Source organism: Streptomyces sp. NBC_00425 (assembly GCF_036030735.1).
Classification (GTDB): Bacteria; Actinomycetota; Actinomycetes; order Streptomycetales; family Streptomycetaceae; genus Streptomyces.
The window spans coordinates 7,357,912-7,384,502 of sequence record NZ_CP107928.1 but is presented as its reverse complement, the minus strand read 5'-3'; the positions used below and the strand labels follow the sequence as shown (position 1 = coordinate 7,384,502).

Here is a 26,591-nt window from a genome sequence, read left to right as displayed (position 1 = left end):
CGGCCGCTTCCGCGGCCGGCCATCCGTCACCTACCTAGGAGGCATCGCGACACCGTGATCGTCCGTTCGTTCAAGGACATCGAGGGCACCGACCGGCATGTGCGGGCGGCGTCCGGCACCTGGGAGAGCAAGCGCATCGTCCTGGCCCGGGAACGGGTCGGATTCTCGCTGCACGAAACGATTCTGTACGCGGGCACCGAGACGTCGATGCACTACGCGAACCACATCGAGGCCGTCGTCTGCGTCGAGGGCGAGGCCGAGCTGACCGACCACGAGAGCGGGCTGACGCACACCGTCACGCCCGGGACCATGTACCTCCTCGACGGGCACGAGCGGCACACGCTGCGCGTCAAGGAGGACTTCCGCTGCCTCTGCGTGTTCAACCCGCCGGTGACCGGACGGGAGGACCACGACGAGAACGGCGTCTACCCCCTGCTGACCGAGCCCGAGGAGGTGCAGGCATCGTGACCACGCTCACCGATCTCTACCCCACCCGTGGCACCACCGAGGTGTCCGTCCCCCGTCAGGACCCCGTCGTCTGGGGCTCCCCCGACGCCCCCGGCCCGATCCCGGCCGCCGGTCTGCGGTCGTACGAGCGCGACGGCTTCCTCACCGTCGACCAGCTGATCGGCGACGACGAGGTCGCCGTGTACCGGCGTGAGCTGGAGCGGCTCGTCGCCGACCCGGAGATCCGGGCGGACGAGCGGTCGATCGTCGAGCCGCGTTCGAAGGAGATCCGGTCCGTCTTCGAGGTGCACAAGATCAGCCAGGTGTTCGCCGCGCTGGTCCGTGACGAGCGGGTCGTCGGCAGGGCCCGGCAGATCCTGGGGTCGGACGTGTACGTCCACCAGTCGCGGATCAACGTCAAGCCGGGCTTCGGGGCCGGGGGCTTCTACTGGCACTCCGACTTCGAGACCTGGCACGCCGAGGACGGTCTGCCGAACATGCGGACGGTGTCCGTGTCGATCGCGCTGACCGAGAACTTCGACACCAACGGCGGGCTCATGATCATGCCGGGCTCGCACCGGACGTTCCTCGGCTGCGCCGGCGCCACGCCCAAGGACAACTACAAGCAGTCGCTGCAGATGCAGGACGCCGGCACGCCGTCCGACGAGGCGCTCACCTCGCTGGCCGGCGACCACGGCATCAGGCTGTTCACCGGCAAGGCCGGGTCGGCGACCTGGTTCGACTGCAACTGCATGCACGGGTCGGGCGACAACATCACGCCGTTCCCGCGCAGCAACGTCTTCATCGTGTTCAACAGCGTGGAGAACACGGCCGTGGAGCCGTTCGCGGCGCCGATCCGCCGTCCGGAGTTCATCGGGGCGCGGGACTTCACCCCGGTGCGGTGAACCGCTGCGCGGCCCCCTGACGCCGGGCTGACCCGACCGACCGCCGCCGGAACCTTCCGGGGGCGGTCGGTCGCGTCAGCCCGCCAGGACCTCCAGCAGACGGTCGACGTCGGCCTCCGTGTTGTAGAGGTGGAAGGCGGCGCGCAGATTGCCGGCGCGGTCGGAGACCTGGATGCCCGCCGCGGCCAACCCGGGCTGACGATGACCGAGTCCGGGCACCGAGACGATCGCGGAGCCGGGCGCGGGGAGGGGTTCGTGTCCGAGCGTGGCGAGTCCGGCGCGGAAGCGGTCGGCGAGGGACAGGTCGTGGGCGCCGATCGCCTCGACGCCGATCTCCTCCACCAGTTCGAGGGAGCGTCGCAGGCCGGCGTAGCCGGACAGGGCGTGTGTCAGGTCGAACCGCCGTGCGGAGCGGGCGAGTTCGGCCACCGGGCCGTAGCAGCTGTTCCAGGGCTCCTCGCCGGCCACCCATCCCGCGAGGATCGGCGCCAGCCCGCCGAGGTCCTCCGGGACGACGAGGAACGCCGTGCCGTGCGGGCCGAGCAGCCATTTGAAGGACACGGCGGCGGAGAAGTCGTACGCGCCGGCCTCTGCTGGCAGCCATCCGGCCGCCTGCGAGAAGTCGACGTAGGTGCGCGCCCCGTGCTCCCGGGCCGCTTCCCGCAGGGCGGGCAGGTCGGCGATCCGGCCGTCGGCGGACTGCGCGGCGCTGACGGCGACCAGCGCGGTGCCGGGACGGACGGACTCGGCGATCCGCTCCAACGGGACGGCACGGACCTTGAGGTCGCCGCGGACGTGGAACGGGTTCAGCACGGACGTGAAGTCGTCCTCGGCGGTGAGCACTTCGGCGCCGGCCGGGAGCGAGGCGGCGATCACACCGGAGTGCGCGGCGACCGAGGCGCCGAGAGCCACCCGGGTCGCGGGGACGCCGGTCAGCCGGGCGTATGCGGCCCGGCAGGCCTCGACGTCCTCGTACAGCGGGGTCAGCGGCCGGCCCTCCGCCCGCAGCAGCGCCGCCTCCTGCAGGGCGGCGACGGCCCGCGCGGGCAGCAGACCGTTGCTCGCGGTGTTCAGGTACGTGGTCTTCGGGGTGAACTCGGCACGGACGAGGCTCTCGAAGGTCTCCATGCGTCCACTCTGGGCCCCGCGGATCTCCCCGTCCATTGCCGATTTTTACGCGATTCCGCTAAGCAACACTTATGGATGGGCGCTGACCTGCGGTTTCAGCGCTGGGGAACCTCGCAGCCGTCCGGGCCGCAGGCCTGCGCGCCACCGTCGTCGATCAGCTGCAGCGGTGAGCGGTCCCCCCACGCCCGGTTCAGGGCCTGGGTGAAGACCTCCGCGGGCTGGGCGCCCGAGACTCCGTAGGCGCGGTCGAGGACGAAGAACGGCACGCCGTTCGCGCCGAGCTCCGCGGCCTCGCGCTCGTCGGCGCGGACCTCGTCGGCGTACGCGGTCCGGTCGGCGAGGACCGTGCGGGCGGCGTCGGCGTCCAGACCGGCCTCCACCGCCAGCTCCACGAGCCGCTCGTCGCCCTCGGTGAAGACGGACCGCTCCTCGGCGAAGTTCGCCCGGTAGAGGATCTGGATCAGCTCGTCCTGGCGGCTCTGCTCCTTGGCGAAGTGCAGCAGACGGTGCATGTCGAAGGTGTTGCCGTGGTCGCGGTCCCGGGTGCGGTAGTCGAGGCCCTCGGCGGCGGCCTGCGCGCCCAGGTTCTCCTCGCCGGCCTGCGCCTGCGCCTGGCTCATCCCGTACTTCTTGGTGAGCATGGCGAGCACGGGCTGGACGTCGCCCTTGGCACGGCCCGGGTCCAGCTCGAAGGAACGGTGGATCACCTCGACCTGGTCGCGGTGCGGGAAGGCCTCGAGCGCCTTCTCGAAGCGGGCCTTGCCCACGTAGCACCACGGGCAGGCGATGTCGCTCCAGATCTCGACGCGCATGTCTCGGCTCTCTTCAGGTCGTGCGGCTGACACGGAGGTTCCCTCCGCCAGGTGCATGAACGTTCAAGCAGCCCGCTTCATTCCCCGTTCGCCGCCCGCCGCTCCCGCCCGCCGCTCCCCACTCCCCCGCCGCCGGTCAGGAGCCGTCGGGCACCCGGAACCTGAGCCACAGGTGGTGATCCCCCTCGGCGGGCGGGTGCTCCGGGTCCGGGACCCAGCCCTGACGGGTGTAGAAGGCCTGCGCCCGCCGGTTGTCGACGTGCACGTCGAGCACGGCCGTGCGGCGGCCGTCCGCCCGCCACTGCTGGACACAGGCCGCGTGCAGGGCCGTACCGATCCCGGCACGCCAGTGGCCGGGGTCGACGTGGAACTGGAACAGCTTGACCGCGTGCGCGGGCGCGCCCTCCGGCGTGCGGAAGGAGGCCAGGCCGACGATCCGCCCCCGCTCGAGGACGCACAGCACATGCCCGTCCCGCCGCTCGACGGCCGTGCGCCAGTTGGCGAGCCAGTCCGTGCCGTCCTCGGGGACCCCGTCGGGGTAGTACGTGGCCCGCGCCCGCGCGTGCAGGGCGGCGACCGCCGCCGTCTCGGCGGGCACGGCCGTGCGGATCACCCGGTCTGCGGTGACGCGATCTCCGATCATGCCCGGGAGGACGTGACGACCGTCGCCCCGGTTCCGTCCCCCGGTCGCGAAACCGGTCAGCTGCCGTCCCTCAGGTCGTCCGGCCACTCGGGCCTGAACTCGAGGTGGTCGTAGGTCACCACGCATCCCTCCCCGATCGGCGACTGCGTCATGAAGCCGACCAGGGCCGCGCCGGTCAGCTCCTCGTCGCCCAGGGTGAACAGGCGGACGAAGGTCCAGCGGCGGCCGTCGCGGGAGGCGTGGAAGGCGAAGGCGCGACCGGTCCGGCTCACCCGCAGCCAGACCGAACTCCCCTCCACGGTGAAGGCGTTGGCGTCGTCGGAGTGTCCCCGGGTGACCACCGTGCAGACGGTCGCCACGTCCGGGGAGTACTCCAGACAGAGCTTGGCCCAGGCCCGCTCGCCGACCTGGACGTACAGCGTCCCCGCGTCGAAGGCCCCGGTGAATCCGACCGTGACCCGCGCGATCAGCTGGAAGTCGCCCTCCGGGGCCCCCAGCAGCCGGGGGGCGTCGGCGGCGGCGTCCAACGCCTCCCCGGTGGGCGTCACGAACCGGTCCTGCCGCGCTCCGGCCCACCCGGTGAGCACCCCGTCCTCGTGGAACCAGTGCCCGTCGGGCCCGTACGTCCGGAGGGGAAAGGGCAGTTCGGGGAGCGAGAAGTCCATGGTCTGATTATCGGACGTCCGCGCGCAGGCTCATGCGCTATCGCTCCAGCCGCCCGTTGAACCGGCGCGGAAGACCCAGCTCGTTGTCGTCCCGCAGCTCCACGGGGAGCAGCGCGGCGGGGGTGTTCTGGTAGGCGACCGGCCGCAGCCACCGTTCGATCGCGGTGCCGCCCACCGAGGTGGAGGTCGACGTGGTGGCGGGATAGGGCCCGCCGTGGTGCTGCGCCGGTGCGACGGCGACGCCGGTCGGCCAGCCGTTCACCAGCACGCGCCCGGCCAGCGGCGTCAGCTCGGCGAGGATCTCCCCGCCGCGTCCCTCGCCGGCCGCCTCGCCCTCGGACAGCTGGACGGTCGCCGTGAGGTTGCCCGGCAGCCGCGACAGCACGGCCCTGACCTCGTCGTCGTCCTCGTAGCGGGCCACGACGGTGACCGGCCCGAAGCACTCCTCGAGCAGCAGGTCGTGCTCGCCCTCGGCGGTGAGCCGGGCGGCGGGCACGGTCAGGAACCCCGCGCTGACGGTGTGCTCCCCGCCCGCGCCGGGGGTGACCGGCGACTCCACGTCGGGCAGCCCGGCGCGCTCGGCGACCCCGGCGACGAAGTTGTCCCGCATCCGGTGGTCGAGCAGCACGCCCGCCTCGGTGTCGCTCACGGCGTCGGTCAGGGACTTGAGCAGCCCGTCGCCGGCCGCGCCGGACGGCACCAGGACCAGCCCGGGCTTGACGCAGAACTGCCCCACGCCCAGCGTCATCGACCCGGCGAGACCGGTCCCGATGGCCTCGGCGCGCTCGGCGGCGGCCGCCTCGGTCACCACGACGGGGTTCAGCGACCCCAGCTCCCCGTGGAACGGGATCGGCGTCGGCCGGGCGGCCGCCGCGTCGAACAGGGCCCGTCCGCCCCGGATCGAGCCGGTGAAGCCGGCGGCGGCGACCAACGGGTGCCGGATCAGCTCGAGGCCGGCGTCGAAGCCGTGCACGAGGCCGAGCACGCTCGCCGGGACGCCGTGCTCGGCGGCGGCCGTGCGCACCACCTTGGCGACCAGCTCGGACAGCCCCGGGTGGTCGGGGTGGGACTTGACGACGACCGGGTTGCCGGCCGCCAGCGCGCTGGCGGTGTCGCCGCCGACGACGGAGAAGGCGAAGGGGAAGTTCGACGCCGAGTACACGGCCACCACGCCGAGCGGCACCTTGTAGCGGCGCAGGTCGGGAACGGGCGGGGTGGCGGTGTCGTCGGGGTGGTCGACGACGACGTCGAGGAAGGCGCCCTCGTCGACGATGTCGGCGAACGCGCGCAGCTGGTAGCAGGTGCGGGCGAGCTCGCCGTTCAGCCGGACCGGGCCGAGCGCGGTCTCGGCGTCGGCCACCTCGACGAGGGTGTCCTTTGCGGCCTGGAGGCGGTCGGCGGCGGAGCGCAGGAAGGCCGCGCGGACGGTGCGGTCCGTGAGGGAGCCGCGCGTTTCGTGGGCGGCACGGACGACGGCGTCGACCTCCTGGGCTGTGGCCTCCACCGCAACCTGTTCGCGCTGCTTCCCGGTTCGGGGGTCGACACTCCAGACTGGTGCTGCTGCCACCGCGGGTCCCTCCACGTTTGGTACTGGCTCATCCACCAGGGGCGTTCGATAGGCTGAACGCTGTCTCTGATGCTGAATATGCTGTCGGAGCGTATTTCCCGTCGAACGAAGGGGTCAAGGGCGATGTCGGCTGTCGAGACGGGGGGCGGAGCGCAGGTCAAGTCCGCGGTGAGAACGGTTGAGCTGCTGGAATACTTCGCCGGCCGCCCCGGGATGCACTCCCTCGCGTCGGTCCAGGAGGCCGTCGGATACCCCAAGTCGAGTCTGTACATGTTGCTGCGCACGCTCGTGGAACTGGGCTGGGTGGAGACGGACGCGACGGGCACGCGGTACGGCATCGGGGTGCGAGCGCTGCTCGTCGGCACCTCGTACATCGACGGCGACGAGGTGGTCGCCTCCGCCCGGCCGACCCTGGACCGGCTCTCGGACGACACCACCGAGACCATCCACCTGGCCCGGCTGGACGGCACGAACGTCGTCTACCTCGCCACCCGCCAGTCGCAGCACTACCTGCGCCCGTTCACCCGCGTCGGCCGCCGGCTGCCCGCGCACTCCACCTCGCTCGGCAAGGCCCTGCTGAGCACCCACACCGACGAGCAGGTCCGCAAGCTGCTGCCGGAGACGCTCCCGGCGCTCACCGAGCACACGATCACGGACCGCGAGAAGCTCATCGAGGAGCTGCACCAGGTCCGCGAGCAGGGCTTCGCGGTGGACCGCGAGGAGAACACCCTGGGCCTGCGCTGCTTCGGCGTGGCGATCCCCTACCGCACACCGGCCCGGGACGCGATCAGTTGCTCGGTTCCGGTGGCGCGGCTCACGCCGGCCCACGAGCAGCTGGTGAAGGACGCCCTGTTCGACGCACGCGACCGGCTGACCCTGGCCACCCGGCGGCTGTGAACGCCGGGACGGCAAGGCTCTAGGCTCTGCGGTATGCCGATCGCTCTGCGCCGGGTCCACGACAGCGATCTGCCGGTGTTCTTCCGGCAGACGAACGACCCCGAGTCCCTCGCCATGGCCGCCTTCACCCCGGAGGACCCGACCGACCGGGACGCCTTCGACGACCGCTGGAAGAGGATCCGCGCCTCCTCCGCCGTGGTGCGCACGATCCTGGTGGACGGAGACGTGGTGGGCAGCGCGGCCGTGTACGGGGAGCCGGGCGAGCGCGAGGTGACGTACTGGGTGGACCGTGCGTACTGGGGCCGGGGCATCGCCACGGCGGCGCTGACGGTCCTGCTCGCCGAGGTCCCGGAGCGTCCGCTGTTCGCGCGGGCGGCGGCCGACAACGCCGGTTCGCTCCGGGTCCTCGTGAAGTGCGGCTTCGTGCCCACCGCCCGCGCCACCGGGTACGCCGCCGCGCGCGCGGCGGAGATCGAGGAAGTCGTCCTGCGGCTGGAGAACTGAGCCGGGCGCAGATGAACAGGCGATGAGAAACCGGGACGGAGGGAACGCACCCCCCCGTCCCGTTCGTCTTTCCCATGCCATGAACAAGACGATCAGACGCGCCTCGGTCTTCACGCTGCTGCTGGTGTTCGCCCTGCTGCTGCGGGCGACCTGGGTGCAGTTCTACGAGGGCCGGGCGCTCGCGGACGACACCCACAACCGGCGCAACGCGATCACGACGTACGCGGCGCCGCTCGGGAACATCATCGTGGCCGGGAAGGCGATCACCGGCTCGGCCGTCACCTCGGACAGCGACCTCAGATACAAGCGCACCTACACGAACGGCGAGCTGTACGCGGCGGTCACCGGCTACGCCTCGCAGAGCTACGCCCCGACGCAGCTGGAGGGCGTGTACGCGGACCTGCTCAACGGCACGGACCCCCGGCTGAAGACGGTCCTGGACACGGTCACGAACCAGCGGGCGGACCCGGGCGACGTGCTCACCACGATCGACCCGGCGGTGCAGAAGGCGGCGTACGACGCGCTCGGCGACAAGAAGGGCGCGGCCGTCGCCATCGACCCGGCGACGGGCCGGATCCTCGCGGTCGTCTCGACCCCGTCGTACGACCCGTCGTCGCTGACCGACGCCGACACCGCCGGCACGGCCTGGAAGAAGCTGAACGCCGACCCCGACAAGCCCCTCGTCAACCGGGCGCTGCGGCAGCCGCTGGCGCCGGGCTCGACGTTCAAGCTGGTGGTGGCCGCCGCCGCGCTGGAGGACGGGCTGTACACGTCCGTGGACGAGAGGACCGACAGCGCGGACCCGTACACCCTGCCGGGCACGCGGACGGACCTGAACAACGAGAACACGTCCGCGCCCTGCGAGGACGCCTCGATCCGGGTCGCGCTGCAGTACTCCTGCAACAACGTCTTCGCGCACATGGCCGTCCAGCTCGGTCAGGACAAGCTGAAGACGATGGCCGACAGGTTCGGCTTCGACGACGACAGCCAGGACGTGCCGGTACGGGCCTACGCGAGCGTGTACCCGTCCGGCATGGACGCCTCGTCGACCGCGCTGACCGGCATCGGCCAGTTCGACGTGACGGCGACCCCGCTGCAGATGGCCATGGTGTCGGCGGCCCTCGCCAACGGCGGCAAGCTGGTCTCGCCGCACATGGTCGAGCAGATCACGAACGGCGGCGGCGACGTCCTGGAGGACTACGACGACAAGGCGGCCACCACCCAGGTGGTCAGCTCCTCGACCGCCGAGCAGCTGCGGTCGGCGATGCAGACGGTCGTCGAGAAGGGCACGGGCACCAACGCGCTCATCGACGGCGTCACCGTAGGCGGCAAGACGGGCACCGCCCAGAACGGCGAGAACAACAGCAAGGCCCCGTACGCCTGGTTCACCTCGTACGGCAAGTCGGACTCGTCCGGCGCGCAGGTCGCCGTCGCGGTCGTGGTCGAGCAGTCGGACGCGGCGCGTTCCGAGGTCAGCGGCAACGGCCTGGCCGCGCCCGTCGCGAAGGCGATGATGAAGGCGGCGCTGCGGAAGTGACCGGCGGTTGCGGGGGCGGACCGGGGAACGGCCGCCCCCGTCACGTCACTTGACGCCGAGGATCTGCTCGATCGGGTCGATCGCGAAGTACACCAGGAACATCGCCGAGGCCCCCCACAGCAGCCAGTGCACCTCCTTCGCCTTGCCGAGCACGGTCTTGACGACGACGTACGCGACGAAGCCGGCGCCGATGCCGTTGGTGATCGAGTAGGTGAAGGGCATCACCGCGATGGTGAGGAAGGCCGGGATCGCGATCTCGTACCTGTCCCAGTCGATGCTCTTGACCTGGGTCATCATCAGGAAGCCGACGGCGACGAGGGCCGGGGCGGCCGCCTGGAGCGGGACGATGGTGAGGACCGGCGTGAGGAACAGCGCGAGGGCGAAGAGCGCGCCGGTGACGAGGTTGGAGAACCCGGTGCGCGCGCCCTCGCCCACGCCGGCCGCCGACTCGATGTAGGAGGTCGCGGAGGACGACGAGGCCGCGCCGCCCGCGACCGCCGCCGCGCCGTCGATGAGCAGCACGCGGCCCAGGTTGGGCACCTCGCCCTTGTCGTTCAGCAGTCCGGCCTCGGCGCTGATGCCGACGACCGTGCCCATGGTGTCGAAGAAGTCGGACAGGAGGAGCGTGAAGACCAGCAGGACGACGGTGACCACACCGGTCTGACCGAACGCGCCGAACAGGCTGAAGTGTCCGATCAGCCCGAAGTCCGGGGCGCCGACGACGTCGTCCGGCCACGAAGGCGTGGTCAGTCCCCAGGACTTGATGTCGGCGAGCGAGTCGATGACGATCGCGAGCAGCGTCATCGTCACGATGCTGATCAGGATCGCGCCCTTGACCTTGCGGGCGAGCAGTGCGACGGTCAGCAGCACGCCGAGGCAGAAGACGAGGACGGGCCAGCCGCCCAGCGTGCCGGTGCCGCCGAGCTGGACGGGGACGGTGGTGTGCGCGGCGTCGGGGATGCGGCTGACGAAGCCGGCGTCGACGAAGCCGATGAAGGCGATGAACAGGCCGATGCCGACGCTGATCGCCTGCTTGAGCGGCTGCGGGATGGCGTGCATGACGGCCTCGCGCAGCCCGGTCGCCACCAGCACGCAGATCAGCAGGCCTTCGAGGACGATGAGGCCCATCGCGTCGTCCCAGCTCATCAGCGGGGCGATCTGGAACGCGACGACCGCGTTCAGGCCGAGACCCGCGGCGAGCGCGAGGGGAAGGTTGCCGCCGACGCCCATGACGATGGTCATCACCGCGGCCACCAGGGCGGTGGCGGTGGTGAGTTGGACGCTGTCGAGGCGGTGCCCGAACTTGTCCTCGGCGCTGCCCAGGATGATGGGATTCAGGACAAGTATGTAGGCCATGGTGAAGAACGTGGCGGTGCCGCCGCGTATCTCCCGGGCGAACGTGGACCCTCGTTCGGATATCCGGAAGTACCGGTCGACGCTGTTCACCGCCGGTCTCTCACGGGTGGGCCGGTCGGCCTTCTGCTGCGTCTCGGACATGGCTGCCACTCCTAGGGGCCGGAACGATCTCGATGCGGATGCTGGCTGGATTGTTCCCTCGTTGAACCCTCTTCAGGTTTTCGCCGTGTTACGGAATCGGGCTCCGGACACGTTCGACCTGCCATGTGACGTTCGAACCCCCGACCGAACCGGGCGGTCGCGCACTGCTACGCTTCCCGATCTCGTCCCGACCGCCTCCCCGGGACATCCCCATGTCATCCACATGGCACGCACAGCACAGGTCGCATCGAGAAGAGGTCACCCGTGGGCACAGTCGTCGACGACGCCGCCTCCGTGGAGTTCCACGCCTTCTTCGACCGCCACTACGCCGAACTGTCCCGTCTCGCCTGCCTGCTGACCGGCGAGACGGACGCCGCCGACGACCTGGCGGCGGACGCACTGCTCGCGCTGTGGAACCGCTGGGACCGGGTGCGCGCCGCCGACCACCCGGTCGCGTACGCGCGCGGAGTGGTCGCCAACCTCGCCCGCACCCGCATCCGCAGCGCCGTCCGCGAGCGCCGCAGGATCGCGCTGTTCTGGTCGCAGCGCGAGGAGAAGACCGAGAATCCCGACGTCGCCGGCGTCGTGGACGTGCAGTCGGCGCTGCGTAGACTGCCGTTCCGCAAACGGGCCTGCGTGGTGCTGCGGCACGCCTTCGATCTGTCGGAGAAGGACACCGCGCTCGCGCTCGGCGTCTCCGTGGGTACGGTGAAGAGCCAGACCTCCAAGGGGATGGCCGAGCTGCAGAGGCTGCTGGGCGGCAAGAGTGCTCCGCTCAGGGTGCCTGCGATGGCACGCGACCGTCAGGCCGCAGGGAGGGACCGATGACGACGCAGCGGGACGTGCACGGCGAACTGCGCACCCGGCTGCACGCGGCGGCCGAGGCGCACGAGCCCGACCGGGCGCGCATCCTGGCCCGGGTCGAGCGTGGGATGGCCGGACAGGGACAGGCGCAGGTCCGCTCCGCCCATCGGGCGACCCGCCCGCCGTTGTGGAGCTGGGCGCGGATCGTGGGCGCGACGGCCGCGGTCGCGGGCCTGCTCGCGGTCGGCGGTTACGCGGTGGCATCCGCGGTGAAGGGCGGCGCCCCGGCGCAGCCGGCCGTCTCCGTCTCCTCGCCGCCGGTCGAGTCGCCGGGCGCCACCAGCCGCCCTCCGGTCTCTCCCCGGCCGACTCGGACCCCGGGCGGCGGCAGGACGCCGGCCGGGCCGGGCGTCTCCCCGCCGAAGAGCCCTGCGGCCAAGCCCTCCGCGCCCGCGGCCTCCCTGCTGCCGGCCACGACCGACGAGGCGGAGGGCCCGCTGTGGTCGGACGGCTCGCTCGACCTGCACAGCAACGACTTCTGGGCGCAGAGCAACGTCACGCTGAAGACGTCCGAGGCGCTCACCGCGCTCACCGTGCAGCTGAAGGTCGCGCAGACCGGCGGGGTCTCGTCGACGGGCGCCTGGCGCTCGCTGCCCGAGGGCGACTTCGAGTTCACCGCGGCCGAACGGGACGGCTTCCTCGTCTACACCTGGGTGCTCAGGCAGGGCCGTACGGTCCCCAAGGGCGAGTGGGTGTTCGCCGGGCAGTACGACCACGACCGCGGCGGCCGTGACGCGAAGGACGACGCCTATGCGGTCACCGGCCGCTCGGACGGCCGTCAGATCGTCGTGGGCGGCGACTTCGCCTCGCACGACGACGACAAGGACTGAGCATGCCGTGCGGGGACGGGAACGGTCCCGCCCCCGCACGGGACGTCAGCCGACGAAGTACGTCGGGTTCGGCAGCTTGTACGTGCGGTCGGCGTAGCCGCCCTCGAGGTCGGAGTACTGGTCGCCGAAGTTGGCGATGATCTCGTACCCGAGGTCGTCCTCGATGTGCTTGCGGGTGCCGGACTTGTACTGGACCGTCGTGCAGGTCCAGGCGCCCGGGGTGGCGCAGGCGCTCAGGTAGGACGGCGGAGCGGCGGCGTTCTTGAGGAACATGTGCGCGGCGTCGAGGTTGACGTCGGCGCCCACCTTCTTCAGGTTCTCGACCGCGGCGGTGCGCTGGGCCTCGCCGAGACCCGAGTTGTAGAAGACCTCGACGCCCTTCTTCTCGGCGTACTGCACCAGTTCGGGGCTGCCGAAGACCGCCGGGCGGTCGGCCTTGTTCACGTACGCCGCCCAAGTGGCGGAGTTGTAGGTGTAGTTGTACCGCTTCTCGTAGTCGAGGCTGAGCAGCAGGGTGTCGTCGATGTCGAAGACGACCGCGGGCCGCTCGTGCTTCCTGACCGCCTTGCGGGCAGCCTGGTCGATGTACTTCCGCGCGGCCTTGTCGATGCTCGCGAGGTCCTTGGCGTACGGGCTGGCCGGCGACGCCTGGTACACGCCGTTCGCGTCCGGGGCGGTGCCGTAGTAGGTGTCGATGTCCTTCACCAGGAGCCCGATGTTGTAGGGCTCGTGCGTGGAGTTGGCCGTGGACTGGCCGGCCGTGGCCGCGCCGGCGCCGTAGAGCGCGGCGCCGGCGACGGCGCAGGCCGCGGCGACGGCCGCGATGCGCAGTGGCTTATGCATGACACGTTTTCTACGCGCGTCACGCGGGTGAGCGCGAGACCCGCCGGGCAAAAAACGGGTCAAGCGCCCCGACGGCTCAGTTCATGGTCGCTCCGATGGTCGTCGACCCGGTGGTCAGGAACGTGGTCGCGGGCAGGGCGCCGCCTGCGCCGCGGGCGTTGTAGGCGCTGCTCGCGTCCGTCGACCGGAAGGCGGGCGTCGAGACGCCGGAGTCCCAGTTGTTGCCGGACGAGGTGACCTTCGAGCCCTTGCCGACCGAGCCGCCGCCGTTGCTCACCGCGAGGTTCTTGCCGAGCCTGGCCGAGCTGGTGGCGAAGTAGTAGCCCCACTTGCTGTTGGCGTAGGCGGTGGTGCGGTTGAGGACGAGCGCGCCGGTGTTGGAGTTCTCCGTGAAGCCGTTCCCGGCGTTGCCCCAGGCCGCGGAGTTGTTGACGACGTGGGCGACCACCTCGCCGTCGCCGCCCAGTTTGTAGCCGTTGCCGTCGCCCGCGAAGGCCGCATCGGACCAGCGGTTGACGCCGTTGCCGAAGGACCAGGTGTGCTCGACGGTGACGGGCGAGGAGAAGGACCAGAAGTCGATGCCGTCATCCGCGTTGTTGTAGAGGCGGGCCCCGGTGATGAGGTTTCCGCTGCCGGAGCCGAACTTCACGGCGATGCCGTCGGCGTTCTCTCCGTGGTTGGCGGCGTCGTAGTTGCCGTAGCTGTCGATGTTCCTGACGGTGTTGTCGACCGTCCCGTCGCCGGTGAGGGTGAAGCCGGAGTCGCCGCCGTTGACGGTCTTGACGTTGTTCCAGTCGGTCCCCGTGCAGGACTGGCAGACGACCGCGCTGTCCGGGGAGTTCTGGAAGGTGAGGTTGGAGACGTTCCAGTAGTCGGCGGTCAGCTTGAAGATCCAGGCGCCGTCGGGCAGGGACGATCCGTCGATCTTCACCGTCTCCGAGCCGTACGCCGTGAGGGTCACCGGGGAGGAGGAGGTGCCGTTGGCCGTCGACTGGAGGGTGGCGGTCGGGTAGTAGGTGCCGGCCCGGACCTGGATGACCGTGCCCGCGGTGGCGTTCTTGATGGCGTTGGACAGGTCGGTGGAGTTGCTGACCACCACGGTGGCGGCCTGTGCCTGGGTGGGCAGGACGGCGAGTCCGCAACCGAGGGCGAGGGCGGCGAGGGCGAGACGAGCGGTACGACGAGACATGGAGTGCGGGTCCTTTCCGTCGTTCACGGGGGAAGTGGGGAGGAGACGCGGCGGTGGGGGGAACCGGGAGGAGACAGAGCGGAGGTGGGGGAGGGATGGGGGGGAGGAACGGGGTGGAGCGGGCGGGACGCCGCCGGGGTCACCGGCGCCCGTAGGGTCTCCAGTCCCCCAGATACGTCCGCGGGGTGTGCAGGGCCGCCTCCGCCGCGGTCAGCTGAGGCCGGTTCTCCGGGACCGGCGCCGCCGCACCCGGACCGCAGTTGGCGTACTCGCGGAAGCGCATGGTCTGCCACGGGTAGGCCTCGCGCATGTTGACGTACGGCGTCACCGCGTCGATGCCGGGGCCGATCCAGGTGTCCCGGACGACCAGCGAGGGCCAGGCGGTCGTCTCGTAGGACGGCACCCAGGGCCGCGCGATCTTGTACGCGGCGTCCTCCGCTTCGGAGGTGATCCGGCTGCGCAGGGCGAGGAAGCCGTAGGGGTCGGCCCGGGCGGTGGCCGGTGCGAAGACCATGCCCTTGGGGGTGAAGGCCACGTCCCGGCGCAGGGTGTGGAAGCGGCAGCCGTCGAAGACGGCCCGGGCCCGCCCGAAGACGAAGTCGACGTCGCCCTCGATGTGGCAGCGGTGGAAGTACTGCCGGTCGAAGGCGTCGAGTGCGGTGGTGTCCGCGAAGAGGGTGTCCTGGTGGGCGAGGAGTCGGACGTTCTCGAAGTGCGTGCGGTCGCCGGTGACGTAGGCGGCCACCGCCTGGGTGCCGGTGATCTCCGGGTGGTCGGCGCGCAGCCAGTCGTTGGCGAGGGTGAGGTCGCGCACGGTGAGTCCGGGTGCGGCGGAGGCGAAGGTGGCGGAGCCCGCGGTGCCGTAGGCGCCCGAACCGTCCGGCCTGGCAGTGCCGCCCGCGTTGTCGTACACCACGACGGCGGCGCGCGGGTCGCGGCTCGCGCCGCGCAGGGTCAGCTCGGCCGTGTCCGCCGGGACGACGACGACCTCCCGGTACGTTCCCGGGTGGACGACGATCGTCCAGCCGGGGCCGTCGACCGCGTCCACGGCCGCCTGGACGCTGTCGCCCGGGCGGACGTGCAGGACGCGGCGGGACCGCGCGTGGGCGGCGGGCGCCCCGGCGAGCAGGGCGGCGCCGGTGGCGGCGGCCAGAAGTGTGCGTCGGGACAGCATCTCAGCACGCCCCCTTCCAGGGCTCCCAGTCGCCGAGGTGGGCCTCGCGGGTCGCGGACCCTGCCTGGTCGCGGGTGAGCTGCGGGCGGTTCTCGGGGACGGTGATCCGCGCTCCCGGCCCGCTGTTGCGGTACTCGGCGAACCGCTGGTTCTGCCAGGGGAAGGAGGCCGACATGTTCGTGTAGGGCGCGGCCGCGTCGATGCCGGCGTCCATCCAGGTGTCGCGGACGGTGAGCATCGGGCGGGCGGTGGTGTCGGAGCTGGGCACCCAGGGGCGGGCCAGTTTGTAGAAGGCGTCGGGGGCCTCGCTGCTGATCCGGCTCCGGACGACCAGCTGGCCGAGCGGGTTGGCGCCCGCCGTGGAGGGCGCGAAGACGAAGCCGTAGGGCGCGGCGGCCAGGTCGGTGCGGTTCAAGGTGCGGAAGTGGCACTGCTCGTGGACGGCGGTGGCGCGGCCGAAGACGAAGTCGACGTCTCCCTCCACGTAGCAGTGCGCGTAGTACTGCCGGGCGAAGGCGGTCAGGGACATCGAGTCGGCGTACAGGGTGTCCTGGTGCCCGAGGAAGCGGCAGTGGTGGAAGGCGGAGCGGTCGCCCTGGACCTTGACGGCGACGGCCTGGGTGCCGGTGATGTCGGGGTGGTCGGCGCGCAGCCAGTCGTTGGCGAAGGTGATCCGGTGGGCGGTGAAACCGGCGGCCTGCAGGGTGGCGGTGGCCGAGCCGGTGGTGCCGTAGGTGCCGCCGCCGGGCTTGGGGGTGCCGGCCGCGTTGTCATGGACGATCACGACGTCCCGGGGGTCCTCGGAGGCGCCGATCCAGGTGGCCTCGGCGCGGGTGGCGTCGAGGACCACCGTCTCCCGGTAGACGCCGGGGGCGAGGACGAGGGTCCAGCCGCTGCCCGCGGCCGCGGCGACGGCGTCCCGCACGGTCGTGAAGTCGCCCCGGCCGAGCGGGTCGACGTAGAGGGTCTGCGGGGTGCGGCGGGCGGCCGGGGAGCCGTGGCGGCCGAACGGGCGGCGGCCGACGGCGACGGCCCGGGCGGACGGGGCGGTCAGGGCGAGGGCGCCGGCCGTGCCCGCGCTCACGGCGAGGAACCGCCTTCTCGAAACGGGGTGCATGCGGGTGCTCCTTGACGGTGCGGCTCTGCGGGGGTGGCCGGGGCGACGAAGGGCGTCGTCGCCCCGGCCGTCGGTCGGGTGGTGCGAGGTCAGCCGAGGCGTCCCGCGCCCGCGCCGCAGTCGACGATGCGGGGCACCGCCTTCGGCGGGTCGACCCTGGTGCGCAGGGTGGGGGTCCAGCCGGCGCCGGACTCGAGGGTCTCGGCGGGGATCTGGGCGTTGTGGACGGCGATCAGGTCGGTCTGCACACCGTTGACGTAGTTGTCGGCGGCGGTCAGCGGCGAGACGTTCCACCGCTTGAGCACCTTGGCCGCGCTGACCCCCTGCGGCAGGGTGAACGCGTTGTGCTCGGCGACGAGCTTGGACTCCTTGCCGATGCCGAAGCTGTAGGAGTAGTCGCCGTTCGCGACGAAGTGGTTGTTGTAGGAGTCGACCTGCCCGAAGCGGACGCGGGGCGCGCGTTCGACCAGGTTCGCGAACAGGTTGTGGTGGAAGGTGGTGCGCAGGTGCCCCCGGTCGCCGGCGGCGGTGGACTCGCTGTCGCTGTTGCCGATGAGGATCGTCTTGTCGTGGTCGCTGAAGACGTTCCAGGAGGCGGTGACGTAGTCGGCGCCGCGCACGATGTCGAGTTCGCCGTCGTGCTGCTGGTAGAGCATGCCGAAGTAGGTCGGGGCGGCGCTGTCGGGGTGGGTGCCGTCGGTGAACGTGTTGTGGTCGAGCCAGACGTGCGTGGCGCCGTAGACCACGGCGGTGTCGTACTCGGAGTTCCAGTTGCCCTTGGCGCCGTCGGTCGGGTCCCACTGGGGGAAGCAGTCGATGGGCGACTCGAAGGACAGGTTGCGCAGGATCACGTTGTCGACGGCCTTGATCTGCAGGCTGACGCCCTTGAACCCGGCGCCCCGGCCGACGCCGACGATGGTGGTGTTGGAGGGGACGTTCGCCTTGATGGCCTTGTCCTGGTTGGCGGCCGACACCCGCCGCAGCCCTTCGGGACTGCCGTCGGGTTCGGCGGCGAGATCGGTGTCCAGTCCCCAGGCCTCGGGCGAGTACTTCGCCAGATAGGCGTCGAAGTCGTATCCGGGCGCGGCGAAGGCGTCGCAGCCCTCGGCGACGGCGTCGATGACGCCCTTCACCTTGATGATCTTCGGTGTGTCGCCCCCGGCGGCGAGGGCGGCCTTGAACTCGGCCCAGGTGGTGACGGTGTGGACGTGGGCGGCGTCGGCGGCCGAGCCGCCCGTCGTGCCGGTGCCGTACGAGGCCCAGCCGTCGTTCGCGGGCAGCGCCTGCCGGCCGAGGTCGCGGGCGGCGGGCCGGGCCTGGGCGGACGTCGTGCCGGTCACGGACAGCACCAGCGCGGTGCAGCCCACCAGGGCAGCAATGACACGTCCATGACATCTCTGTGTACGCACTGTGCGGGTCTCCTTCTGTCACGTCGCGGGGCGGGCCACGCCCGCGGGGAGGGACTACTACGTCAGCGGGTCGGGCCAGGTGATCCAGGACGCGGGGATCTGCTCGTTCAGCCGGACCGCGTCACACGGGGCCAGCACCCTCGTGCGCAGCAGCTCCCGTACGACGAGCCGCGCCACGGCGATCGCGCCCGGCGGGTTGAAGTGCGTGTTGTCCTGCTCGGTCGCGGTCCAGTTGAAGTACGTCTTCGTCTCCTCGACGCCCAGTCGCTGCCAGAGCGCCAGCGACAGCGCCTGGACGTCGAGCAACGCGACCCGCTCCTGCGCGGCGAGCGCGCGCATGGCGGCGGGGTACTCCCCGTGCGTCGGCAGGGCCGTGCCCGCGGCGTCGAACCGTCGCCGCTCCACGGGCGTGACGAGGACCGGCCTGGCCCCCTTCGCCCGGGCGCCGGTGAGGTACTGGCGCAGGCAGTCCTGGTACGTCGTCCAGGGCTCGGTGTAGCGGGTGGGGTCGGTCGTCTTCTCGTCGTTGTGCGCGAACTGGACGAGCAGCAGGTCCCCCGGCCGGATCGCCGCGAGGACGGCGTCGAGCCTGCCCTCGTCGATGAAGCTCTTGGAACTGCGGCCGTTCACCGCGTGGTCGGCAACGGGCAGTCCGGTGTGCAGGAAGAAGGGCAGTGCCATGCCCCACCCGGTCTCGGGTGCGGCGTCGGAGTACTTCTGGGCGGCGGTGGAGTCGCCGGCGATGTAGAGCGTGCGGGTCCGGCGGGCGCCGGCGTGAGCGGGACCGGCGGCCATGGCGCCGAACGGAACGGCGGCGAGCGCCGCGGCGGTGACCTGTCTGCGGGTGAGGGACACCAACGTGCACCTTTCGCGGGTGGGAGACGGGGGAACCGCGCGACCGGCCGGGGCGGGCCGGCGGTGCCCCCGCGACGACAGTCGCCCGAGCGGTTACTTGTGGTTCTTCTTCCAGTCGGCCTGGGCGGTGTTCAGCTGGTCGGCCAGCGTGTCCAGGAACTGCTTCGCCGTCATCTTGCCGAGCAGCAGCTTCTGGAAGTTCGGCTCGTTGTCCGCCTTCGAGACGGTGTTCCAGTCGGGCAGGTAGTAGGGCAGCTGCACGATCTTCGTGGTGGTGCCCGTCAGCGCCTCGGCGGCCAGCTTCGTGGGCTCGGACTCCTGTACCCAGCTGTCCTGCGCCGCCTCGAGGTTGGCCGGCACCTGCCCCGCCGACTTGTTCCACTTGCTGTTCGACTGGTGCGAGGCGGCGAACTCGATGAACTTCCATGCGGCGGTCTTGTTCTTGCTCGTCTTGAACAGGCCCAGCCCGTCCACCGGGTTGGAGACCTGTACCCGGGTGCCGTCGTCCGCCGTCGGAGCGGGGACGCCCTTGAACTTGCCCGCCAGCGCCTTCTGGTGGTCCTTGTACGAGCCCAGGTTGTGGCTCAGCATGCCGATGGTGCCGGAGTCCCACTGGGCGACCATCTTGGTGAAGTCGTTGTTGACGTCGGCGGCCGGGGTGTCCTTCTTGTACAGGCCGACGTACTTCTCCAGCGCGGCCACGTTCTTCGGGTCGTTGACGGTGGTCTTGTCACCGCTCCAGAACTCGGTGATCCCGCTCTGCCCGTAGGTCGCGTCGAGGGCCGGGGAGATCGAGCCGGAACCGCCGCGGATGGTGTAACCGAAGGCGTTCTTGTCCTTGTCGGTCAGCTTGTCGGCGGCCGCGTAGAACTTCGACCAGGTGGTCGGCGCGTCCAGGCCCGCCTTCTGGAAGAGGTCCGTGCGGTACCAGAGAGTGCCGTTGTTGGCGGAGGTCGGCACGGAATACGTCTTGCCGTCGACGCCGGCGGCCTTGACGCTGTCCAGGAACTTCGCGTTGAGCTTGCCGCCGAGCCCGCTCTTGTCCAGACGGCCGTCGAGCGGTTCGAGGGCGCCCTGCGCCGCCACCTCGGCGAGCATCGCGGTGCCCACCCCTCCGACGTCGGGCAGTCCGCCGCCCTGGATGGCGGTGTCGTACTTGGACTGGACGCTGTCGGAGGGCACACCGACGTACTTCACCTTGATGTCCGGGTTCGCCTTCTCGAAGTCGGCGATGATCTCCTTCCAGACGTCGGTGCGGGGGCCGCCGTTGTTGTCCCAGAAGGTGATCTCCCCCTTGCCGGAGCCGTCGCCTCCCTTGTCTCCCGCCGCGCCGCTGCCGTCGTCACCGCAGGCGGTGGCGGTCAGCGCGAGCACGGTTCCCACGGCGAGGGCCAGGGCGGCGCGCCTGCTTCTGCGGATGCTGCTTGTCATGTGGTCGGCTCTCTTCTTCCGGATCCCTGCGGAGATATGAAGTTGTGGGGGGTCAATGGGTGGTGCGGTGGGTGGTGCGGCGGCGCGGTCGCCCAGCCGTCCTCGCCCTCGGGGTGGGCCGCGACGGTATGCGCCTTCGCGCACGCGTCGCTCGGCCGAGGGCGGTCGGCGGTGGCGGTCGGCGGTGGCGGTCGCCCCGGCCCGTGGGTGCGGTGCTCCGCGAACCGGGCGTCCCGCCGCGGGAACCCGCTCGGACCGGTCGACGGCGACGGGTCCCGCACGCACACCCGACCGGGCACCGTCGGCCCGGGGCGGTCGGTCGTCAACGCGTCATGGTCACCACGGGACTTGAGCGCGAGCGCGTCACCGATCCGCGCGGCCTTCGCCGCGGCAACGGTTCCAGGCGCCATGGCGGTCCCGGGCACCATGGCCGTCCCCGGCACGGAGGCGGTCCCCGGTGCCACGGTGACGGCCGCCAGGGCCGCGGCCGGTCCTGGCAAGCGCTTGCTAGGGAAGTGCGTCATTGCGGCTCCCAACAGGCTTACGGCGGAAGTGGGTCAGAGCGGTCTGATACGGAACTCGCTGAACGTGGCCGCACCGGCGTGCCCGGTGCCGACCGGCGCGACGGCGAAGAGGCCGAGCAGGGCCCCCACCCAGCGCCAGGGGGTGGCCGCGAAGACGGGACCCGAAGGACGCGGGCCGTCGCCGACGTCGTACGCGAAACCACAGCGCGCGCCCGCGCCGATCTCGATCCGCAGCCGTGCCCGACCGTCGGGGGCGAGGCGTGGGCGGGACGCGTCCCGCTCCCTCCCGGCGACCGGCTCGGCGAACCGGTGGACGAGCCTGACCGTGCCGTCGGCGTCCCGCTGGAGCCCGATCCAGCCGAACGCGTCGCCGAGGACCGTGAGTCCGGCGCGTGCTCCCGGTTCCTCGCTGTGCAGCCGCAAGTCCACCTCTACGGCGGAGGGGACACCGGGCAGCCGCTGGGTGAGGACGTTCGGCAGGGTGCGCAGATCATGCGCGTCCGGTGTTCGCACGCAGGTCAGCCGCAGTCCGTCGGCCGAGTGCCGGACGGCCCAGCCGTCATGGGGGTTGGCCGTCCACGACCACTGACGGCCCGGGCGCCCGCCGGGGAAGTCGTCGTCGGCGGCGGGCGCCGCGGGCGGCTGCGCGGGCAGAGCGGGCCGCCGGTGCGTCAGGACGGGGGCGCCCTCGTCGCCGATCACCGGCCAGCCTCCCGCACCGTCCCAGCGCATCGGCTGGAGGTGGACGACCCGGCCGTACGCGCCGCGCTGCTGGAAGTGCACGAACCAGTCCTCGCCGGACGGGGTGCGCACCCAGCCGCCCTGGTGCGGGCCGTTGACCTCGGTGTCCTTCTGCTCCAGGACGATCCGCTCCTCGTACGGGCCGAAGAACTCGCGCGCCCGGAACGCGCCCTGCCAACCGGTCTCCACGCCTCCGGCCGGGGCGAAGATCCAGAACCAGCCGTCGTGCCGGTAGAGCTTCGGGCCCTCGAGGGTGAACCAGCCGGGGATGCCGTCACCGTCGACGATCACCTTGCCCTGGTCGAGGAGGGACGTCCCGTCGGGGTGCATACGGTGGCCGGTGAGCCGGTTCTTGACGCCCGCGCGTGACTTCGCCCAGGCGTGCACCAGATAGGCCTCGCCGCTCTCCTCGTCCCACAGGGGACACGGGTCGATCAGGCCCTTGTCCGCCTTGACCAGGTGCGGACGGGTCCAAGGCCCGCGGATGCCGGGCGCGTTGACCTGGAACACACCCTGGTCGGGGTCGCCCCAGAAGATCCAGAGACGGTCGTCGTGGTGCCGTAACGAGGGCGCCCACACCCCGCAGTCGTGCCGCGGCGTCCTGAAGTCGCCCGCCGGCTCCAGGCGTTCCAGGGCGTGGCCGACCAGGGTCCAGTTCACCAGGTCGCGCGAGTGCAGCAGCGGCAGTCCGGGCGCCCGGCCGAAGCTGGAGGCGGTGAGGTAGAAGTCGTCGCCGACGCGCACGACGTCCGGGTCGGACCAGTCGGCGTTCAGGACCGGGTTCGTGTACGTCGCGTGCCGCTCCCCCGTCACTGGCTGACCGCCTTGCGGACCAGAGCCGCGGCCTCGTCCCGGGCCAGACGGCCGTCGGCGACGACGGTGACGATCCGGCGTACGACCGTCTCCCCGGGCGGGACGGGCAGCCGTTCGACGGAGGCCAGCGAAGAGCCGACGCCTGGGTACTCCGCGGTGCGGACGAACCAGGGGTCGCGGCGGGTGGCGGCGGTGGCGCCCGCGAAGACGAGCGTCCAGCCCGCGCCGGCCAGCGCGAGCCAGTCTGCGCGGGCGCCGTGCACGGACGCCTCGCCCTCCGTGCCCGCGGTGAAGACGTCGGGGGCCCGGTCCTCCTTGCGGGCCCGCCAGAAGAAGCCGCCGTAGGCCGCGCCGGGACGTCCGTTCGTCGCCGGGCTGCCGATGGACAGCGGGGCGCCCGAGACGTTGGTGAGGGAGAAGGTGAAGTCCAGCGCCCAGGCGGTGGCGGTCAGTTCGGTCGTCGCGACCGTCCGGCGCTCGCGCAGCAGCTCCGTGCCCGACGCCACCCAGCGCAGCTCCTCCACGAAGCCGTCGGGGTCGCGCAGCTGGAAGGACGCGTGCCGCTGCGCGCCGTGGTCGTCCAGCTCGGTCGGGCCCCGGTCGCGGACGTAGGTGCGACCGCCCCAGAAGTTGTGCCCCTCGACGTCGGGTACGGCTACACCGACGCCGAGGTGGTGAAGGTGGTCGGCGGGACCGAGCTCGGTGACCGTGACGCCGGCCAGGGTGGTGACGGGGTGCAGATAGGGGCGCGGGGAGAGCCGGGCGGGCAGCTCGGGCCGCGTGACATAACGGCCGACCGGGCGGCCGGCGGCACGCAGGACGACCGGTGAGTCGGGTGCCTGTGCGGTCATCAGGGGCTCACCTCCTTGGGATGCGCGGTCGTGAACGCCCAGGGGGCGCCCAGTTCGGAGTAGAGGGCGAGGGTGTCGGCGGCGGCCGCGACGAGGCCGTCGACGCCGGGGACGACGCGTCGTTCCTCGTCGGGCAGCAGACGCCAGGCGTCGTCGGGCAGCTGCACCGGGTCGGGTGCGACCCGGATCGCCTCGACGACCCGCATGAACGACTCGGTGACGGCGGGCGGGACCAGCAGTTCCGTCCCGTCGGCGAGATGCTCGACCAGGTTCTCCAGCAGGTCGGTGCTGCCGTACTCGAACTCCTCGGGGCCGTGGCCGGCTCGCTGGAGCAGGACGCGGTCCTGCTTGTACCAGTACGTGATCCGGCCGCGGCTGCCGTGCACGACGACGTACGGGTCGTCGGGGTCCTCGGCGCACAGCGTGGCCGCGACGACGATCTGCAGACCGTCGGCCGTGGTGACGCGGACGCAGGAGGTGTCGTCGGACTCGATGGCGTTCGCGTGCGCCAGCTCGGTCTCGATGCCGTCGACGTCCTCGGCGCGGGTCGCCCCGGCCAGCGCGAGGGCGGTGGCGACGGCGTGCGCGAGGGGGTTGGTGAGCGCCCCGTCGATGACGTCGACGCCGTTCAGCCGCCGCCTGCCCGCCCAGGGGGCACGCCGGAAGTAGGACTCGGCACGGGCCCAGGCGCCGGCGCCGCCGACCCCCGTGACCTCGCCGATCACGCCGTCGCGGATCAGGGCGCGGATCGCGGGCACGGCGTGCGAGCCCAGCGACTGGAAGCCGACCTGGCAGGCCACGCCGGCCTCGGCGATCCCGTCGGCCATCCGGCGAAACTCCGCGTACGACGGCGCCGGCGGCTTCTCCAGCAGCAGGTGCACGCCCTTGCGGGCCGCGGTCAGCGCGAGATCGGCGTGGGTCGGGATCGGGGTGCACACCACGGCGATCCGGGCGCCGGTGGAGTCGAGCAGCGCGCCGAAGTCCGCGGACTGCTCGGGCGCGCCGAGGCCCTCGGGGATCTCGGCCGGGGTCAGCGGGGTCAGTTCGCAGACGCCCGCGAGACGGACGATGCCCTTGTCCTGGAGCCTGCGGATGTTGTCCAGGTGCCAGCGGCCGTGGCCGCGCGCGCCCGCCAGGACGATCGGTACAGCGGTGCTCATGGATTCCTCCCTGCGCCCGCGCCGCGTGCCACCGTGCGGTCGGCTCCCGCGGCGCTGTCGATCTTTGCGTGCAGGGTAGGCGTCCGGCCGACGTCCGCCGTGAGGTGACGCTCGCCGCCGCCGTCGTGGGCGCCGTGGATCGCGGGGCGGCCCACGGGCCGGCTTCCCGCGGACGTGACGGCCCGACGGCTCCTCATCCCTTCACCGCCCCGGCGCTGAACCCGGTGATCAGCCACTTCTGGATGAAGGCGAAGACGATCACCACGGGGACGGCGGCGATGATGCCGCCCGCCGCCAGCGCGCCCAGGTCGACGCTGTCCGCGCTCATCAGGGTGTTGAGGCCGACGGGGATCGTCTGCTTGGTCTGGTCGGAGAGGAACATCAGGGCGAACAGGAAGTGGTTCCAGGCGTGCACGAAGGCGAAGGAGCCGACGGCGATCAGCCCGGGCCGCAGCAGCGGCAGGACGACGATCCGGAAGGCGGTGAACCGGTTGCAGCCGTCGACCCAGGCCGCCTCCTCCAGGGAGTAGGGCACGTTCCGGATGAAGCCGCTGATCAGGATGATCGACAGAGGCAGCTGGAAGACCGTCTCGGCGATGATGACGCTGCCCAGCGAGTTGATCATCTTCAGCTCGGCGAAGATCTGGAAGAGCGGGACGAGCAGCAGCGCGCCGGGCACGAACTGGGTGCACAGCAGGGCGAGCATGAAACCGCGCTTGATCTTGAAGTCGAAGCGCGCGAGGGCGTATCCGCCGGCCAGGGCCACGCCGGTGGTCAGCAGCAGCGTCGCCACACCGGTGAGCATGCTGTTCTGGAAGTAGACGGCGAAGTCACGCTCGTTCCAGACCTTCTCGAAGTGGTCGAAGGTCATCGGCCAGGGCACCAGCGAGGTGGAGCCGGCCGGGCGGAGCGCGAAGAGCAGGATCCAGTAGAAGGGGACCAGGGTGAAGACGAGGTAGATCCCCAGCGGGACGTAGATCTGCCAGCGGGGGGCCTCGTCCCAGGCACGCTTGTGCCGGGACGGGCGGTGGTCGGGTGCGGCGGGCTCGCGCACCGGGGCGGGCACGACCTCGGGGGCCTCCTTGGTGATCACTTGTCGCCTCCTCCGAACTTGCTGAGCCGCAGATAGACCATCGAGCAGAAGAGCAGGATCACGAACGCGACCGTGGTGAGCGCGGACGCGTAGCCGAAGTTGTGGCCGTCGACGCTGGTGTTGGCGATGTAGAGCGGGAGGGTGGTGGTCTCCCCCGCCGGGCCGCCGCCGGTGAGCGTGTAGAGCAGGTCGACGTTGTTGAACTCCCACACCGCGCGCAACAGCGTGGACAGGACGATGGCGTCCTTCAGATGGGGCAGGGTGATGTGCCAGAACTGCTTGATCCGGCCGGCGCCGTCGACCTCGGCGGCCTCGTACAGGTCCTTCGACACGGACTGCAGGTCGGCGAGGATGAGGATCGCGAAGAAGGGGACGCCGCGCCACAGGTCGGCGACGATCGCCGCCGAGAAGACGGTGGAGGTGTCCGAAAGCCAGCTGGTGCCGTACTCGCCGATCCCCATGTCCGCGAGGTAACGGGTGATGCCCGTCTGGGAGTTGTAGAGCAGCACCCAGATCGCGGAGGTCAGCACGCCGGAGACGGCCCACGGGGAGAAGACCAGCGCGCGGCCGAGCGAACGTCCCACGAAGGTCTGGTTGACGATCAGCGCCAGCGCCAGTCCGAACAGCAGCTGCAGCCCGACCTCGACGAAGACCCACTGGGCGCTGAAGGTCAGCGTGTCCCAGAACTGCGGGTCGTCGGTGAAGGCGTGGACGAAGTTGTCGAAGCCCGCGAAGCCGTTGCGCCACGGTTTGGTGGGGTTGTAGTTCTGCAGGCTGTAGTAGAAGACGCTGACGACCGGGTAGGCGATGAAGCCCAGCATCAGCAGGGCCGCCGGCGCGATCAGCAGGTACGGCAGCCTGCGGGGCGTGGCGGAGGCACGGCGCCGCCGGGGTGGCGCGGGCCGTTTCGCCACGGCTGCGGCTTGGGCCATCACTGTTCTCCGTTCTCGGTGCGTCGTGCGTACGTCGTGCGACGTACCAGGTGCGAGGGGCGAGGTACGAGGCGCGACCTTCGGGAAGCGCTTTCTCCCTGTGCAGGCGTGTGCCTCGTCCTGCTGTTGTCGCGTGGTGCGGTGATCCCGTGGTGCGGTGATC

The 26,591-nt window shown here is 71.4% G+C and carries 25 protein-coding genes; 7 read left to right on the top strand and 18 right to left on the bottom strand.

The annotated features are described in order from the left end of the window. Positions 1–54: 54 nt before the first annotated feature. Both OHS82_RS32440 and thpD read left to right on the top strand, forming a co-directional pair. Positions 55–468, top strand: a complete 414-nt coding sequence (locus OHS82_RS32440; protein WP_057581266.1) for an ectoine synthase — start codon at positions 55–57, stop codon at positions 466–468. Further along, the gene (gene thpD / locus OHS82_RS32435; protein ID WP_328435066.1) at positions 465–1,352 is read left to right on the top strand and encodes an ectoine hydroxylase; all 888 of its coding nucleotides are present in this window, start codon (positions 465–467) and stop codon (positions 1,350–1,352) included. Before OHS82_RS32440 ends, thpD begins: the two co-directional genes overlap by 4 nt. Positions 1,353–1,427: 75 nt before the next feature. On the opposite strand, the gene OHS82_RS32430 is transcribed toward thpD, so the two are convergent. From OHS82_RS32430 to OHS82_RS32410, 5 genes are all read right to left on the bottom strand, one after another. After that, a complete protein-coding gene (locus OHS82_RS32430) occupies positions 1,428–2,480 on the bottom strand; it encodes an aminotransferase class V-fold PLP-dependent enzyme (protein WP_328435065.1) in 1,053 nt (350 codons plus the stop codon). Positions 2,481–2,575: 95 nt separating this feature from the next. Continuing rightward, positions 2,576–3,292, bottom strand: coding sequence for a DsbA family oxidoreductase (locus tag OHS82_RS32425; protein ID WP_057581263.1), 717 nt, complete (start codon positions 3,290–3,292; stop codon positions 2,576–2,578). Between the two features lie 136 nt (positions 3,293–3,428). After that, the gene (locus OHS82_RS32420; RefSeq protein ID WP_199863885.1) at positions 3,429–3,935 is read right to left on the bottom strand and encodes a GNAT family N-acetyltransferase; all 507 of its coding nucleotides are present in this window, start codon (positions 3,933–3,935) and stop codon (positions 3,429–3,431) included. A gap of 56 nt (positions 3,936–3,991) precedes the next feature. Beyond that, on the bottom strand, positions 3,992–4,600 hold the full coding sequence (locus tag OHS82_RS32415; RefSeq protein ID WP_057581262.1) for a DUF1349 domain-containing protein: 609 nt from the start codon (positions 4,598–4,600) through the stop codon (positions 3,992–3,994). A 37-nt stretch (positions 4,601–4,637) separates the two neighbouring features. Continuing rightward, complete coding sequence (locus tag OHS82_RS32410; RefSeq protein ID WP_079041438.1) at positions 4,638–6,167, bottom strand: aldehyde dehydrogenase (NADP(+)); 1,530 nt, start codon at positions 6,165–6,167, stop codon at positions 4,638–4,640. A gap of 123 nt (positions 6,168–6,290) precedes the next feature. Between OHS82_RS32410 and OHS82_RS32405 the strand changes: the two genes are divergently transcribed. The 3 genes from OHS82_RS32405 to OHS82_RS32395 all read left to right on the top strand — a co-directional run bounded on the left by OHS82_RS32405 (position 6,291) and on the right by OHS82_RS32395 (position 9,105). Continuing rightward, positions 6,291–7,064 carry an IclR family transcriptional regulator gene (locus OHS82_RS32405; protein WP_057581260.1) on the top strand — a complete coding sequence of 258 codons (774 nt, stop codon included), beginning with the start codon at positions 6,291–6,293 and terminating at the stop codon, positions 7,062–7,064. Positions 7,065–7,097: 33 nt separating this feature from the next. Then, positions 7,098–7,568 carry a GNAT family N-acetyltransferase gene (locus OHS82_RS32400; RefSeq protein ID WP_057581259.1) on the top strand — a complete coding sequence of 157 codons (471 nt, stop codon included), beginning with the start codon at positions 7,098–7,100 and terminating at the stop codon, positions 7,566–7,568. Positions 7,569–7,647: 79 nt separating this feature from the next. Then, positions 7,648–9,105, top strand: coding sequence for a peptidoglycan D,D-transpeptidase FtsI family protein (locus tag OHS82_RS32395; RefSeq protein ID WP_057581258.1), 1,458 nt, complete (start codon positions 7,648–7,650; stop codon positions 9,103–9,105). Positions 9,106–9,150: 45 nt separating this feature from the next. Here the strand turns inward: OHS82_RS32395 and OHS82_RS32390 are convergent, their stop codons facing one another. Then, positions 9,151–10,602, bottom strand: a complete 1,452-nt coding sequence (locus OHS82_RS32390) for an NCS2 family permease (RefSeq protein WP_057581257.1) — start codon at positions 10,600–10,602, stop codon at positions 9,151–9,153. 264 nt (positions 10,603–10,866) lie between these two features. Here OHS82_RS32390 and OHS82_RS32385 point away from each other — a divergent pair, with 264 nt between their 5' ends. Together OHS82_RS32385 and OHS82_RS32380 are read left to right on the top strand one after the other, a co-directional pair. Further along, positions 10,867–11,430, top strand: coding sequence for a SigE family RNA polymerase sigma factor (locus tag OHS82_RS32385; protein WP_057581256.1), 564 nt, complete (start codon positions 10,867–10,869; stop codon positions 11,428–11,430). After that, positions 11,427–12,296, top strand: coding sequence for a hypothetical protein (locus OHS82_RS32380; RefSeq protein ID WP_057581255.1), 870 nt, complete (start codon positions 11,427–11,429; stop codon positions 12,294–12,296). Before OHS82_RS32385 ends, OHS82_RS32380 begins: the two co-directional genes overlap by 4 nt. 45 nt (positions 12,297–12,341) lie before the next feature. Here OHS82_RS32380 and OHS82_RS32375 read toward each other — a convergent pair whose 3' ends face one another. The 12 genes from OHS82_RS32375 to OHS82_RS32315 all read right to left on the bottom strand — a co-directional run bounded on the left by OHS82_RS32375 (position 12,342) and on the right by OHS82_RS32315 (position 26,428). Further along, complete coding sequence (locus OHS82_RS32375; RefSeq protein ID WP_057581254.1) at positions 12,342–13,139, bottom strand: HAD family acid phosphatase; 798 nt, start codon at positions 13,137–13,139, stop codon at positions 12,342–12,344. A 76-nt stretch (positions 13,140–13,215) separates the two neighbouring features. Next, positions 13,216–14,328 (bottom strand): right-handed parallel beta-helix repeat-containing protein, encoded by a 1,113-nt coding sequence (locus OHS82_RS32370; RefSeq protein ID WP_057581253.1) that lies wholly within the window; start codon positions 14,326–14,328, stop codon positions 13,216–13,218. Positions 14,329–14,467: 139 nt separating this feature from the next. Next, positions 14,468–15,499 (bottom strand): pectinesterase family protein, encoded by a 1,032-nt coding sequence (locus OHS82_RS32365; RefSeq protein WP_057581330.1) that lies wholly within the window; start codon positions 15,497–15,499, stop codon positions 14,468–14,470. A gap of 4 nt (positions 15,500–15,503) precedes the next feature. Continuing rightward, complete coding sequence (locus tag OHS82_RS32360; RefSeq protein WP_328435064.1) at positions 15,504–16,619, bottom strand: pectinesterase family protein; 1,116 nt, start codon at positions 16,617–16,619, stop codon at positions 15,504–15,506. 89 nt (positions 16,620–16,708) lie between these two features. After that, a complete protein-coding gene (locus OHS82_RS32355) occupies positions 16,709–18,028 on the bottom strand; it encodes a pectate lyase family protein (protein WP_057581252.1) in 1,320 nt (439 codons plus the stop codon). A 57-nt stretch (positions 18,029–18,085) separates the two neighbouring features. Beyond that, positions 18,086–18,883 carry a rhamnogalacturonan acetylesterase gene (locus OHS82_RS32350; RefSeq protein WP_057581251.1) on the bottom strand — a complete coding sequence of 266 codons (798 nt, stop codon included), beginning with the start codon at positions 18,881–18,883 and terminating at the stop codon, positions 18,086–18,088. Positions 18,884–18,976: 93 nt separating this feature from the next. Beyond that, on the bottom strand, positions 18,977–20,314 hold the full coding sequence (locus OHS82_RS32345; RefSeq protein WP_057581250.1) for an ABC transporter substrate-binding protein: 1,338 nt from the start codon (positions 20,312–20,314) through the stop codon (positions 18,977–18,979). Positions 20,315–20,871: 557 nt separating this feature from the next. Continuing rightward, on the bottom strand, positions 20,872–22,392 hold the full coding sequence (locus OHS82_RS32340; protein ID WP_328435063.1) for a glycoside hydrolase family 43 protein: 1,521 nt from the start codon (positions 22,390–22,392) through the stop codon (positions 20,872–20,874). Then, entirely contained in the window at positions 22,389–23,243 is an 855-nt protein-coding gene (locus OHS82_RS32335) for a PmoA family protein (RefSeq protein WP_057581248.1), read from the bottom strand. The genes OHS82_RS32340 and OHS82_RS32335 overlap by 4 nt, the downstream gene beginning before the upstream one ends. Beyond that, positions 23,243–24,403 carry a Gfo/Idh/MocA family protein gene (locus OHS82_RS32330; protein ID WP_057581247.1) on the bottom strand — a complete coding sequence of 387 codons (1,161 nt, stop codon included), beginning with the start codon at positions 24,401–24,403 and terminating at the stop codon, positions 23,243–23,245. The genes OHS82_RS32335 and OHS82_RS32330 overlap by 1 nt, the downstream gene beginning before the upstream one ends. Before the next feature lie 193 nt (positions 24,404–24,596). Continuing rightward, entirely contained in the window at positions 24,597–25,496 is a 900-nt protein-coding gene (locus OHS82_RS32320; RefSeq protein ID WP_328435062.1) for a carbohydrate ABC transporter permease, read from the bottom strand. Beyond that, positions 25,493–26,428, bottom strand: a complete 936-nt coding sequence (locus OHS82_RS32315) for a carbohydrate ABC transporter permease (RefSeq protein ID WP_057581245.1) — start codon at positions 26,426–26,428, stop codon at positions 25,493–25,495. Before OHS82_RS32315 ends, OHS82_RS32320 begins: the two co-directional genes overlap by 4 nt. Between the last annotated feature and the right edge of the window lie 163 nt (positions 26,429–26,591).